This is a genomic window from Pseudomonas sp. BIGb0176, from assembly GCF_024810175.1.
GTDB lineage: Bacteria > Pseudomonadota > Gammaproteobacteria > Pseudomonadales > Pseudomonadaceae > Aquipseudomonas > Aquipseudomonas protegens.
On record NZ_JANUEC010000002.1, the window covers coordinates 384,197 to 396,946 of the forward strand.

The window sequence follows — 12,750 nt, forward strand, 5'->3', positions numbered from 1 at the left end:
CGCGTTCCGGGAGCGGAGGGCGGCGGGATGACATGAAAGTGGGGGTCGCTCGCTGGATTTCAAGGGCCGGTGCTCTCTTCGATCTTGAAATGTGCGCGAGCGGTGGCAATCGACTCCTCGGCAGTGCTCTGCCAGGCGGTGATGGCGACATTGGCCACCCTTCTGCCCTGCCGGCATACCTGGCAGCGGGCAAAGGTGTCGCGAAACTGCCCGGCGCGCAGGTAGTCGAGGGAAAAGTCGATGATTTTCGGCACCCCGGGCGAGCCGGTGAGAATCAGCAAATGCAAGGCGGCCGCCAGTTCCATGAAACCGGCGATCACTCCACCGTGCAGGGCTGGAAGCAGAGGGTTGCCGATATTGTCCTTGTTGGCCGGCAGGCGAAACAGCAGTTCATCTCCCAGTTGCGTGCACTCGATGCCAATCAGCTTCGCGTAGGGGATCTGCTCCAGCAACGCGGTGTAATCGCCCTGCTGGCGAGCCTGCTCCAGGAGTGCTCGAAGGTCCGTGCTCATGCCCGCTCCCCCTTGATTGAGCTGGCCAGCCCGCGGCTGCCCTTGAGCCCCCGGCCCATGCGCATGAAAGTGCCGACTACATGAGCCACGGGACGCTCGGGATCATCCTGATAGGCAAAGCCGCGGGTAAAGATCACATCGGTGGTGACCCGGTAACACTGGGCAAAGCCGTGCACGTCATGATGAGGGACCGCCGGATGCATATAGTCTATGCGCAGGTCCAGGGTCGGACACACTTCGAACTCCGGCAGCACGCAAAGCGTGGCCATGCCACAGGCGCTGTCCATCAGCGTGGTCAGGGCACCGCCGTGAATGATCCCGGTTTGCGGGTCGCCGACAATCTGCGGACTGTAGGGCAAGGTCAGGGTCAGGCCCTCTTCAGAGGCGCTATGTACCCGGATGCCCAGCACCTGGCAGTGGCGCAAGGCGGAAAGAAAGCGCGCCGCACGCTCAGAAATAGGGTTTTGCGCCATGGGATTTATCTCTTTTTATTGTCGGGAATGTGCGTTGAATGAAGCAGGCAAAAGTTCCATGAAATGACTACTTAATATATCTGTGAGTCTCAAGGAACTTAAATCACAAGGCCATGATCGAAAGGCCAGTAGATATCTTCACTAAGGAGAAACACCCCATGCGTAAGACTTTAGCTATTGCCCTGATGCTGACCGCTTCCCTCGGTCTGGCTGCCTGCGACAAAAAATCCGAGGACAAAGCTCAAGATGCCAATCAACATGCTGAGCAAGCCCAACAGAAAATGAACGAAGCTCAGGATAAAGTGAACGACGCGGCAAAAGAAAACGCCGAAGCAGCCAAAGATCAGGCTGAATCCAACAAGGCTGCTGCTGAAGAAAGCGCCAAGGAAGCAGCTCCTAAAACCAACTAAGTCGGTTTTAGCGCAACAAAGAACAAAGCCCGCCAAGTGCGGGCTTTTTCTTGCTCGTAAAACAGTCGCTCAATACAACAGTGCTTAGTTGCCGGGCAAGCAACTAAGCGTTGAAGATCAGCCGCCTGCCCCCAGGAACAATTCGTCCTGGCGGGGCTCTGCCTGCAACGGCTGCATTGGCACCGACTCATTGCCCGGGGACTCCAGTGCATAGTGCAAGGGGCTGGAAATGGGCAGCAACCTGATGGGAAAGTCGTAGTGGGCGGTAAAAGGCGCCAGCCATTGGCGGGACTGGTAATCCGCTGCCGCGATACTCATGAAGCAAGGGTGCGGGATGTCCTGCGGCGAACGCCCGGCCAGCAACATGACCCATTCCCAGTCAGTTGCCGCTTCGACCTTGAAGCTCCCGTCATCGGCCGTCAGGAACTGTGCGCCACACAAGGCGCCCTTGGCCCCGGCGATCGGCATGCCGCTCAATGCATCTACCACCCTGCCCCGGGCTTCGCCATTCAGATACAGGGTTTGCGCCCTGCAGCCCGACAACAGGAAGAACCCCAGGCACAGGTACTTCAGGGCACGCGAACTGCTCATTGGCCAACTCCTTTCAACCGTTCAATCGATCAGCCATCAACGCTCAGGCTGCATCTTTGGGGCTATCGACCACAGGTTGTTCTGTCGGTGTATAGACCATGACTTCAAGTACATCGGAGTGGAACTCCCGCCGATACAGGACAAACACCACACCCGCGCTCATCAGCATGAATAACCAGGGGCTGACGAACCAGGCCAGCATGGTCATGCCGAAGTAATAGGAACGCAATCCGAAGTTGAACTGGTTAGCCGCCATGGAAATTACCCGAGCCGCTCGCGATGCAAAAGCCTTGCGCTCCTGCTCGGAAACATGACGCTCGCCGATCATTGGCGCCGACCCCACCAGCACTGCGGCGAAGTTGTACTGGCGCATGCACCAGCTGAAGGTAAAGAAGGCATAGACGAACACCAGCGCCAGGCACAGCAGCTTGATTTCCGACATGCCCTGGGACGCCTGCTGGACCATGGGAATGTCCGCCAACAGCGACACTGCACGCTCCGAGGCGCCCAGCACGGTGAGAATGCCCGCCAGGATGATCAGGGTACTGGAGGCGAAGAACGAGGCATTGCGCTCCAGGTTGCCGATCACGCTGGCATCGGCGATGCGGTTGTCCCGCAGCAGCATGCGGCGCATCCAGTCCTCGCGATACAGGTGCAGGACGCTGGCCAGGCACGCGGTGTCCCTTCCCTTCCAACTGGCGTAGCGGGTATAGCCACCCCAGCAGACGACGAACCACAGGGCGGCCAGTAGGTGGATCAGGTTGGCTTGAACGAACGACATGCAAATTCCTGTAAGGCGTTGGCAGAAGACAAAAGCAAAGGGCACTGCTTCGACGCCCCGCAGGGGAAAAAGACACCGCTGTACGCCCATAAAAAATGCCCCGCATCCATCGATGCGGGGCATTTTTTAGGGGGCTCGGGGGCCGCTTGTGGCGACCCTGGGCCATCAACTTCAGGTCAGGCCAGGGCTTCGCTGCGCTTGCCCAGCAGGCGATCGCAGATCACTGCCACCACCAGCACGATCACCGACGGCACCAGCCACGCCAGGCCCTGCTCGCTCAGCGGCAAGTGCGACAGCTGCGTTGGCATCCAGCCGGCCAGGCCCGCGCCCTTGAGGGCATCGATCAGGCCGAACACGAAGGACACCAGCATCACCGGGCCGACGATACGGCGCTGGTCCTGCCAGAAGTCCTTGCAGAAGCTCAGGGCCACAAGGGCGATGCACGGCGGGTAAATCGCGGTCAGCACCGGGATCGAGAACGCGATCAGCTTGGTCAGGCCCAGGTTCGATACCAGCAGCGAGAACGCCGCGAGGATCACCACCAGCGTCTTGTAGGACAGCGGCAGGACACGGCTGAAGTACTCGGCGCAGGCGCAGGTCAGGCCCACGGCGGTCACCAGGCAGGCCAGGGAGATCAGCACCGCGAGGAAACCGCTGCCCAGGGAACCGAAGGTGTGCTGCACATAGGCGTGCAATACCGCGGCGCCGTTGCTGGCACCGGCGGCCACTTCATGGCTGCCCGAGCCCAGGCGGAACAGGCTGACGTAGACCAGCGCCAGGCCGACCCCGGCGATCAGGCCGGCGATCACGGCATAACGGGTAATGAGCCGAGGCGACTCGACCCCGCGGGAACGGATGGCATTGACGATGACGATGCCGAACACCAGCGCGCCCAGGGTATCCATGGTCAGGTAACCATTGATGAAGCCCTGGGAGAACGGTGCTGCAACGTACTCGGGAGTGGCGGTGCCGATGTCGCCGGCGGGCAAGGCAAAGGCCGCAATGCCCAGCACAGCCAGGGCGATGATCTTCAGCGGCGCCAGGAAGCGTCCGACGGTGTCCAGCAGCCGGCCCGGGTACAGGGAGATGAAGAACACCAGCAGGAAGTACACCGAACTGTAGAGGAACAGGGCCAGCGGGCTTTCGCCGGTCAACGGCGCCAGGCCCACTTCAAAGGACACGGTAGCGGTACGTGGCGTGGCGAACAGCGGGCCTACCGCCAGGTAGCAGACCGCAGCCAGCAGGCCACCGGCCAGCTTGCCGATAGGCGTGCTCAGCGCGTCCATGGCACCGCCGACCTTGGCCAGGGCAACCACGGTGATCACCGGCAGACCGACCGCGGTGATCAGGAAGCCCAGCGCCGCCATCCAGACATGGGGTCCGGACTGCAGGCCGACGATAGGCGGGAAAATGATGTTGCCGGCCCCGACGAACAGGGCAAAAGTCATAAAGCCGAGTGCCAGGATGTCCTGGCCTTTCAACACTTTCATTAAGGAAATACCACACTACTGAATCGGAATTTAGAGAGGGATTTCCCTTATGGGTGAGGGAAATGCTGTCAGTCCGTATAAGACTGACCCGTTTAGCGCGCAGCGACCTTGTGGGCAGCAGACGCAAAAAGAGGCGGCTAGATTACAGAATCGGTAAGACAAGCGCACTGTTCCAGGGCGAACTATCCGATATGCGACAGAATGATGTCGCATTTTTGAAATTATATTTCCCCCAGGCTCTGTGCAGGATGCAGGTCTCCTACGGCAGAAAGCACAAAGGCCACCCGAAGGTGGCCTTTGTGGTTGAAGCGTCAGCTAAGCGCGAGGCTTACTTGACAGCCCAACCGGTCAGCTCGGCCAGGGCCTTGCCGATGTCTGCCAGCGAACGCACGGTTTTCACGCCTGCGTCTTGCAGAGCAGCGAATTTCTCGTCTGCAGTGCCTTTGCCGCCAGAGATGATTGCGCCAGCATGGCCCATGCGCTTGCCCGGAGGAGCAGTCACACCAGCGATGTAGGAAACAACCGGCTTGGTCACGTGAGCCTTGATGTAGGCAGCAGCTTCTTCTTCAGCCGAACCGCCGATCTCGCCGATCATCACGATCGCTTCGGTCTTCGGGTCTTCCTGGAACAGCTTCAGGATGTCGATGAAGTTGGAGCCCGGGATCGGGTCACCACCGATGCCGACGCAGGTGGACTGACCGAAACCGGCGTCAGTAGTCTGCTTAACAGCTTCGTAGGTCAGGGTGCCGGAACGGGAAACGATACCGACCTTGCCTGGCAAGTGAATGTGACCTGGCATGATGCCGATCTTGCATTCGCCTGGGGTGATCACGCCTGGGCAGTTAGGGCCGATCAGGGTCACACCCAGCTCGTCGCACTTAACTTTAGCGTCCAGCATGTCCAGGGTAGGAATGCCTTCGGTGATGCAGACGATCAGCTTGATGCCGCCGAAAGCAGCTTCCAGGATCGAGTCCTTGCAGAAAGGAGCTGGAACGTAGATCACGCTGGCGGTGGCGCCAGTGGCAGCTACAGCGTCTTTCACGGTGTTGAACACTGGCAGGCCCAGGTGCTCGGTGCCGCCTTTGCCAGGAGTTACGCCGCCAACCATCTTGGTGCCGTATTCGATGGCTTGCTGGGTGTGGAAACTACCTTGCGAACCGGTAATACCCTGGCAGATAACTTTGGTGTCTTTATTGATCAGGACGCTCATTATTTGCCCTCCGCAGCTTTGACAACTTGTTGAGCAGCGTCGGTCAGGCTGGTAGCAGCGATGATGTTCAAGCCGCTTTCTGCCAGTACTTTAGCGCCCAGTTCAGCGTTGTTGCCTTCAAGGCGAACAACAACCGGGATTTTCACGCCGACTTCTTTCACGGCGCCGATGATGCCTTCGGCAATCATGTCGCAGCGAACGATGCCGCCGAAGATGTTGACCAGTACTGCAGCGACGTTGGTGTCGGACAGGATGATCTTGAAGGCTTCGGTCACGCGCTCTTTGGTAGCACCACCGCCCACGTCGAGGAAGTTGGCTGGCTTACCGCCGTGCAGGTTGACGATGTCCATGGTACCCATGGCCAGGCCGGCACCGTTGACCATGCAGCCGATGTTGCCTTCCAGAGCTACGTAGTTCAGTTCGAACTTGGCAGCGTGGGCTTCGCGCGGATCGTCCTGGGACGGATCGTGGAAGGTTTTCAGCTTAGGCTGACGGTACATGGCGTTGGCGTCGATGTTGATCTTCGCGTCCAGGCAGTGCAGATCGCCGTCGGCCTTGATCACCAGCGGGTTCACTTCCAGCAGGGCCAGATCGTGATCCTGGAACAGTTTGGCCAGACCTACGAAGATCTTGGCGAACTGGGCAACTTGCTTGCCTTCCAGACCCAGTTGGAAAGCCAGCTCGCGACCCTGGAATGGCTGAGCGCCAACCAGTGGATCGATAGTGGCCTTGAGAATTTTTTCTGGAGTGTCGTGAGCGATTTTCTCGATGTCCACGCCACCTTCGGTGGAAGCCATGAACACGATGCGACGGCTCGAACGGTCAACGACAGCGCCCAGGTACAGCTCTTTAGCGATATCAGTGCACGATTCAACCAGGATCTTGGTGACAGGCTGGCCATTGGCGTCAGTCTGATAGGTCACCAGACGCTTGCCCAACCACTGCTGAGCGAATGCCTTAGCGTCTTCTTTGCTGCGAACCAGCTTAACGCCGCCCGCTTTACCGCGACCACCGGCGTGAACCTGGGCTTTGACAACCCACTCGGAGCCGCCGATTTTGTCGCAAGCTTCTGCTGCTTCTTCCGGGGTGTCTACCGCGTAGCCTTTGGATACTGGCAGGCCGTATTCAGCGAACAGCTGCTTACCCTGATACTCGTGAAGATTCATGCTTTTTACCGTCTTCGTTAGGTACTGCGCATTCGGCGCTGCGCTCAAGATTGAGTGCCGCACCACCTGTGACCGCTACTCTCAAAACCAGCGCCACACCTGAACCCGGAGCCTGGGCCCCGGTCCAGTGTGTGGCGCTACCTCGAGAGGTCGAGTCCAGCGGATATTCCGCGGTGAGTCTTGCGCACAAGGCTCACGACGGGCCAACCGCCGTGGTTTCTTATTATTGCTTAGCGTTTCTTGCGGTTGGCAATGTGGATGGCAGTGCCATTCACAGCCAGAGCTGCTTCGTGCAGGGCTTCGGACAGGGTCGGATGGGAGAAAACCATCATGCCCAGGTCTTCGGCGCTGGTGCCGAATTCCATGCCGATCGCACCTTGCTGAACCAGTTCCGCAGCGCTTGGGCCAATCACGTGGACGCCCAATACGCGGTCAGTCTTGGCATCGGCGATGACTTTGACGAAACCACCGGTGTCGTTGGCTGCCATGGCACGGCCGCTGGCGGCAAACGGAAAGGTGCCGACGTTAACTTCAACGCCTTCAGCTTTCAAGGCCTGCTCGGTTTTACCGACCCATGCAATTTCCGGGTGAGTATAGATAACCGAAGGGATCAGGTCATAGTTCATCTGGGCTTTGTGGCCCTTGATGCGCTCGGCAACCATGATGCCCTCTTCCGAGGCCTTGTGAGCCAGCATCATGCCGCGCACCACGTCACCGATGGCGTAGACGCCCGGTACGGTGGTAGCGCAATGATCGTCAACGTGCACGAAACCGCGCTCGTCGAGGGTCACGCCGCAATCGGCGGCCAGCAGGTCGGTGGTCACCGGGCGGCGACCAACGGCAACGATCAGCTTGTCGAAAGTGATGGTCTGCTCGCCATTGGCATCGGTGTAGGTGACCACGACCTCTTCGCCGTTGACCTTGGAGCCGGTCACGCGAGCGCCCAGCTTGATGTCCAGGCCTTGCTTGGTCAGGGTTTTCAGCGCTTCCTTGGAAACAGCGGTGTCGGCTGCCATCAGGAAGGTGTCCAGGGCTTCCAGGACAGTCACTTGCGCACCCAGGCGCGACCATACCGAACCCAGTTCCAGGCCGATGACGCCAGCGCCGATCACGCCCAGGCGTTTTGGTACGGATTGGAATTCCAGAGCGCCGGTGGAATCGACGATCACATTCTGGTCGACCGGAGCCGGTGGAATGTCGATCGGACGCGAGCCTGGAGCCAGGATCACGTTTTCGGCTTCGATCACTTCAACCGAACCGTCAGGCTTGGTGACTTCGACTTTCTTGCCGGCCAGCAGTTTGCCGTGGCCCTGGATCGAAGTGACGCCATTGGCCTTGAACAGGGTGGCAACACCGCTGGTCAGGCCTTTGACGATGTTGGCCTTGCGACCCACCATGGCTGGTACGTCCATGGTCACGCCAGCGTGGTTGATACCGTGGATGGCAAAACCGTCCTGGGCTTCGTGGAATTTCCAGGAGCTGTCCAGCAGCGCCTTGGAAGGAATGCAACCGACGTTCAGGCAAGTACCACCGAGGGCCAGCTTGCCCTCTTTATCGGTGTACTTCTCGATGCAAGCGGTGGTGAAACCGAGTTGTGCGGCCTTGATTGCGGCGACATAACCGCCTGGGCCCGCGCCAATCACTACCACGTCGAATTTCTGAGTCATAAAAGGTTCCTTTTAACGGCAAGCTAGAAGCTGCAGCCGCAAGCTTGAAGCCTCTTGCCCTGGGGCGCGAAGCTTCCCGCTTGCAGCATGCAGCTGCTTTTTAGATGTCCAGGAGCAGACGAGCCGGGTCTTCCAGCAGGTTCTTGATGGTCACCAGGAACGTCACGGCTTCTTTACCGTCGATCAGGCGGTGATCGTAGGACAGCGCCAGGTACATCATCGGACGGATGACCACTTGACCGTTGATCGCCATAGGACGCTGCAGAATGTTGTGCATGCCCAGGATCGCGGCTTGTGGCGGGTTGACGATCGGGGTCGACATCATCGAACCGAAAGTACCACCGTTGGTGATGGTGAAAGTACCACCGGTCATCTCTTCCATCGACAGCTTGCCGTCACGGGCCTTCTTGCCGAAGGTGGCGATGCCGCCTTCGATTTCGGCCAGGCTCATCAGTTCGGCGTTACGCAGAACCGGAACCACCAGGCCACGGTCGCTGGAGACCGCAACACCGATGTCGGCATAGCCGTGGTAGACGATGTCGGAACCGTCGATCGAGGCGTTGACAGCCGGGAAGCGCTTCAGGGCTTCGGTGGCGGCCTTGACGAAGAACGACATGAAGCCCAGGCGTACGCCATTGTGGGACTTCTCGAACAGATCCTTGTACTTCGAACGCAGGGCCATGACTTCAGTCATGTCGACTTCGTTGAAGGTGGTCAGCATCGCCATGTTCGACTGGGCTTCAACCAGACGCTCGGCAACCTTGGCACGCAGGCGGGTCATAGGCACGCGCTTCTCGACGCGATCACCGGCAGCGAAGACCGGAGCAGCAGCGGCAGGAGCCGGAGCCTTGGCAGGCGCGGCAGCCGGAGCGGCTTTCTTCGCGGCAACAGCAGCGACCACGTCTTCCTTGGTCACACGGCCGCCTTTGCCGGTACCGGCAACGGAAGCGATGTTGATACCGTTTTCTTCAGCCAGCTTGCGCGCGGCAGGAGCAGCGATTGGATCGTCTTCGCCATCGGCAGCAGCCGGGGCAGCAGCGGCGGCGGCCGGAGCGGCGGCGGCAGCAGGAGCAGCGGCAGCAGCGCCGCCTTCAACGATGGAGCCCAGGACTTCGTCGGACAGAACGGTGTCGCCTTCGTTCTTGACGATAGCGCCCAGCACGCCGTCAGCGGTGGCCAGAACTTCCAGCACGACCTTGTCGGTCTCGATGTCAACGATCAGCTCGTCACGCTTGACGGCGTCGCCCGGTTGCTTGTGCCAGGTGGCAACGGTGCCATCGGCAACCGATTCCGGGAAAGTGGGGGCTTTGATCTCGATAGCCATTATCTGTGGTTCCTTAAATTCGGTTTCAGGTGCGCGAAGGCGTTAAACAGTAAAGGCATCTTGCAGCAGTTTTTCCTGCTGCTCAGCGTGCATCGATGCATAACCACAAGCTGGAGCAGCAGAAGCGTCACGGCCCGCGTACTCGAGTACGAGCGACTTGTTGTGACCGCTGATGATGCGACGCATGTGATGCTGGCTGCAGTACCAGGCACCCTGGTTCATCGGCTCTTCCTGACACCAAACGATGTGTTTGACGTTTTTGTACGGAGCCAGGACTTCGATCAGGTCGTCCTCAGGGAATGGGTACAGCTGCTCGATACGCACGATGGCGATGTCGTCACGACCTTCGGCACGGCGTTTTTCCAACAGGTCGTAGTAGACCTTGCCGCTACACAGAATGATGCGACCCACGTCTTTTGGATCCTGGGCATCGATTTCCGGGATAACGGTCTGGAACGAACCTTCCGCCAGATCTTCCAGGGTCGAGATGGCCAGTTTATGACGCAGCAGGGATTTCGGTGTCAGCACGACCAGCGGCTTGCGCAGCGGACGAATCACCTGGCGACGCAGCAAGTGGTAGATCTGAGCCGGCGTGGTCGGTACGCATACCTGGATGTTGTGCTCGGCGCACAGCTGCAGGTAACGCTCCAGACGAGCCGAGGAGTGCTCGGGACCCTGACCTTCATAACCGTGTGGCAGCAGCATGGTCAGACCGCAGAGACGGCCCCACTTGTGCTCGCCGCTGGTGATGAACTGGTCGATCACTACTTGTGCACCGTTGGCGAAGTCGCCGAACTGGGCTTCCCAGATCACCAGCGCGTTAGGCGTGGTGGTGGAGTAGCCGTATTCGAACGCCAGTACGGCTTCTTCGGACAGGAACGAATCGTACAGGTCGAAACGTGGCTGGCCTTCGTACAGGTGCTGCAACGGGATGTAGGTACCGGCGTCCTTCTGGTTGTGCAACACCGCATGGCGGTGCGAGAAGGTGCCGCGGCCGATGTCCTGGCCGGTCATGCGAATCGGGTGACCTTCGAACGCCAGGGTCGCGTACGCCATGGTTTCAGCGTAACCCCAGTTGATCGGCAGGCCGCCGGCTTGCATCTTCTGACGGTCTTCGTAGATCTTCGCGACCTGACGCTGAACCACGAAGCCTTCCGGCAGCTCCAGCAGCTTGGCGGACAGTTCCTGAAGAGTCTTGAGGTCGAAGGTGGTGTCGTGACGCGCGGTCCAGGTATGGCCCAGGTACGGACGCCAGTCCACGAACAGCTCTTTGTTCGGCTCCTTGACCAGGCTCTTGACCACGTGCAGACCGTTGTCCAGCGCGTTGCGGTATTCGTCGACTTTCGCCTGAACACGCTCTGCGTCGAGCACACCGCCCTGGGTCAGGCGATCGGCATACAGTTCACGGGTGGTGCGCTGCTTGGCGATCTGCTGATACATCAGTGGCTGGGTGCCGCTTGGCTCGTCGGCCTCGTTGTGGCCGCGACGACGGTAGCAGACCAGGTCGATCACCACGTCGCGCTTGTACTGCATGCGGTAGTCGATGGCCAGCTGGGTCACGAACAACACGGCTTCCGGATCATCACCATTCACATGGAGGATCGGGGCCTGGATCATCTTCGCAACGTCGGTGGCGTACTCGGTGGAGCGCGAGTCCAGCGGGTTGCTGATGGTGAAACCGACCTGGTTGTTGATCACGATGTGCACAGTGCCGCCGGTACGGAAACCGCGGGTCTGGGACATCTGGAAGGTTTCCATCACCACGCCCTGGCCGGCGAACGCCGCGTCACCGTGGATCGAGATCGGCAGAACCTTGTCGCCGGTCTGGTCGTTGCGACGGTCCTGACGAGCGCGCACCGAACCCTCGACCACTGGAGAAACGATTTCCAGGTGGGACGGGTTGAACGCCATCGCCAGGTGAACTTCGCCACCGGTGGTCATGACGTTGGACGAGAAGCCCTGGTGGTATTTAACGTCACCGGAACCCAGCTCGACCTTCTTCTTGCCTTCGAACTCGTCGAATAGCTCGCGCGGGTTCTTGCCGAAGGTGTTGACCAGCACGTTCAGACGGCCACGGTGGGCCATGCCGATTACCACTTCCTTGGTGCCGTAGGAACCGGAACGCTGGATCAGCTCGTCGAGCATCGGAATCAGGCTCTCGCCGCCTTCCAGACCGAAACGCTTGGTGCCCGGGTATTTGGTACCCAGGTATTTTTCCAGGCCTTCAGCCGCAGTGACGCGCTCGAGCAGGTGGCTCTTGATGTCGGCGGAATAGGTCGGACGGCCGCGCACGCTTTCCAGACGCTGCTGGAACCACTGACGCTGCTCGGAATCGGTGATGTGCGTGAATTCAGCGCCAATGGTGCGGCAATATGTCTGCTGCAACGCTTCGTGAATTTCGCGTAGGCTCGCTTCCTCTTTGCCGATGAACAGGTCGCCGGCACGGAAGGTCGTATCAAGATCGGCATTGGTCAAGCCGTAATGATTGATCGACAGGTCTGCAGGTGCAGGACGCTGCCACAGCCCCAGCGGGTCCAGCTGGGCTGCCTGGTGGCCACGCATCCGATAGGCCTGGATCAATCGCAGCACTTCAACTTGCTTCTTCTCGTGCTCACTGCTCACGCTACCGGCGGATACCGGTTGGGCGCGGCGCTGGTTCTTTGCCAGCAAGACGAAATGATCGCGGATTGTCGAGTGCGAAACATCGATGGCAGTGCTGCCGTCGGTAGGCAACTTCTGAAAGTAAGTGCGCCACTCTTCTGGCACAGCGTTAGGGTCGTGCAGGTAGAGCTCGTAGAGCTCTTCCACATAGGCAGCGTTACTACCGGATAGGTAGGCGCTGTTCCACATGCGCTGCATCACGCTTTCTTGCATGCTTGGTCACCCTCGGTTAGGGGAACACCACCGGCGACGACACCGAGCAAGCTTGCAGAAGTCCGAATGCAGCGACCAAAACAAGCCACTTAGGATCACGCTGATAGTCCGGGTACCAGCCCGGATGCCCCTGCTTGTCTCATTTCTTCAAAATATAGAGCAGCCACTTTGTGAGCTGCTGCTCAGGTTAGAGCCATGACGCGGGTTGAAGCCCGCGCCGTGGCTTTTACGGGTACAGCGGTCCTACGGGTA

11 protein-coding genes are annotated in these 12,750 nt (G+C 59.5%); 1 reads left to right on the top strand and 10 read right to left on the bottom strand.

What is annotated here, in order from left to right:
- Positions 1 to 59: 59 nt before the first annotated feature.
- Both M2395_RS12600 and M2395_RS12605 read right to left on the bottom strand, forming a co-directional pair.
- Positions 60 to 512: a PaaI family thioesterase gene (locus M2395_RS12600; protein WP_015634670.1), complete on the bottom strand. Its 453-nt coding sequence runs from the start codon at positions 510 to 512 to the stop codon at positions 60 to 62.
- Entirely contained in the window at positions 509 to 985 is a 477-nt protein-coding gene (locus M2395_RS12605) for a PaaI family thioesterase (RefSeq protein WP_015634669.1), read from the bottom strand. Before M2395_RS12605 ends, M2395_RS12600 begins: the two co-directional genes overlap by 4 nt.
- A gap of 158 nt (positions 986 to 1,143) precedes the next feature.
- Here M2395_RS12605 and M2395_RS12610 point away from each other — a divergent pair, with 158 nt between their 5' ends.
- Positions 1,144 to 1,395, top strand: a complete 252-nt coding sequence (locus M2395_RS12610; protein WP_011060058.1) for a hypothetical protein — start codon at positions 1,144 to 1,146, stop codon at positions 1,393 to 1,395.
- 117 nt (positions 1,396 to 1,512) lie between these two features.
- Here the strand turns inward: M2395_RS12610 and M2395_RS12615 are convergent, their stop codons facing one another.
- The 8 genes from M2395_RS12615 to M2395_RS12650 all read right to left on the bottom strand — a co-directional run bounded on the left by M2395_RS12615 (position 1,513) and on the right by M2395_RS12650 (position 12,498).
- Positions 1,513 to 1,986, bottom strand: coding sequence for a hypothetical protein (locus M2395_RS12615; protein ID WP_077933599.1), 474 nt, complete (start codon positions 1,984 to 1,986; stop codon positions 1,513 to 1,515).
- Between the two features lie 43 nt (positions 1,987 to 2,029).
- Positions 2,030 to 2,767 carry a DUF599 domain-containing protein gene (locus M2395_RS12620; protein ID WP_011060056.1) on the bottom strand — a complete coding sequence of 246 codons (738 nt, stop codon included), beginning with the start codon at positions 2,765 to 2,767 and terminating at the stop codon, positions 2,030 to 2,032.
- Positions 2,768 to 2,943: 176 nt separating this feature from the next.
- Positions 2,944 to 4,257 (bottom strand): branched-chain amino acid transport system II carrier protein, encoded by a 1,314-nt coding sequence (brnQ, locus tag M2395_RS12625; protein ID WP_011060055.1) that lies wholly within the window; start codon positions 4,255 to 4,257, stop codon positions 2,944 to 2,946.
- A 328-nt stretch (positions 4,258 to 4,585) separates the two neighbouring features.
- Complete coding sequence (gene sucD / locus M2395_RS12630; RefSeq protein ID WP_003223019.1) at positions 4,586 to 5,467, bottom strand: succinate--CoA ligase subunit alpha; 882 nt, start codon at positions 5,465 to 5,467, stop codon at positions 4,586 to 4,588.
- Positions 5,467 to 6,633: an ADP-forming succinate--CoA ligase subunit beta gene (sucC, locus tag M2395_RS12635; protein ID WP_009047768.1), complete on the bottom strand. Its 1,167-nt coding sequence runs from the start codon at positions 6,631 to 6,633 to the stop codon at positions 5,467 to 5,469. Before sucC ends, sucD begins: the two co-directional genes overlap by 1 nt.
- Before the next feature lie 230 nt (positions 6,634 to 6,863).
- Positions 6,864 to 8,300, bottom strand: a complete 1,437-nt coding sequence (lpdA, locus tag M2395_RS12640; RefSeq protein WP_011060054.1) for a dihydrolipoyl dehydrogenase — start codon at positions 8,298 to 8,300, stop codon at positions 6,864 to 6,866.
- 100 nt (positions 8,301 to 8,400) lie between these two features.
- Positions 8,401 to 9,624 carry a 2-oxoglutarate dehydrogenase complex dihydrolipoyllysine-residue succinyltransferase gene (odhB, locus tag M2395_RS12645; RefSeq protein WP_025128636.1) on the bottom strand — a complete coding sequence of 408 codons (1,224 nt, stop codon included), beginning with the start codon at positions 9,622 to 9,624 and terminating at the stop codon, positions 8,401 to 8,403.
- Between the two features lie 42 nt (positions 9,625 to 9,666).
- Positions 9,667 to 12,498, bottom strand: coding sequence for a 2-oxoglutarate dehydrogenase E1 component (locus M2395_RS12650; protein ID WP_011060052.1), 2,832 nt, complete (start codon positions 12,496 to 12,498; stop codon positions 9,667 to 9,669).
- Positions 12,499 to 12,750: the final 252 nt, after the last annotated feature.

Coding starts and splice junctions, on each gene's coding strand:
- sucC (WP_009047768.1), bottom strand. CDS start 6,633: ATGAATCTTCACGAGTATCAGGGTAAGCAGCTGTTCGCTGAATACGGC.
- brnQ (WP_011060055.1), bottom strand. CDS start 4,257: ATGAAAGTGTTGAAAGGCCAGGACATCCTGGCACTCGGCTTTATGACT.
- M2395_RS12650 (WP_011060052.1), bottom strand. CDS start 12,498: ATGCAAGAAAGCGTGATGCAGCGCATGTGGAACAGCGCCTACCTATCC.
- sucD (WP_003223019.1), bottom strand. CDS start 5,467: ATGAGCGTCCTGATCAATAAAGACACCAAAGTTATCTGCCAGGGTATT.
- lpdA (WP_011060054.1), bottom strand. CDS start 8,300: ATGACTCAGAAATTCGACGTGGTAGTGATTGGCGCGGGCCCAGGCGGT.
- M2395_RS12605 (WP_015634669.1), bottom strand. CDS start 985: ATGGCGCAAAACCCTATTTCTGAGCGTGCGGCGCGCTTTCTTTCCGCC.
- M2395_RS12620 (WP_011060056.1), bottom strand. CDS start 2,767: ATGTCGTTCGTTCAAGCCAACCTGATCCACCTACTGGCCGCCCTGTGG.
- M2395_RS12600 (WP_015634670.1), bottom strand. CDS start 512: ATGAGCACGGACCTTCGAGCACTCCTGGAGCAGGCTCGCCAGCAGGGC.
- M2395_RS12610 (WP_011060058.1), top strand. CDS start 1,144: ATGCGTAAGACTTTAGCTATTGCCCTGATGCTGACCGCTTCCCTCGGT.
- M2395_RS12615 (WP_077933599.1), bottom strand. CDS start 1,986: ATGAGCAGTTCGCGTGCCCTGAAGTACCTGTGCCTGGGGTTCTTCCTG.
- odhB (WP_025128636.1), bottom strand. CDS start 9,624: ATGGCTATCGAGATCAAAGCCCCCACTTTCCCGGAATCGGTTGCCGAT.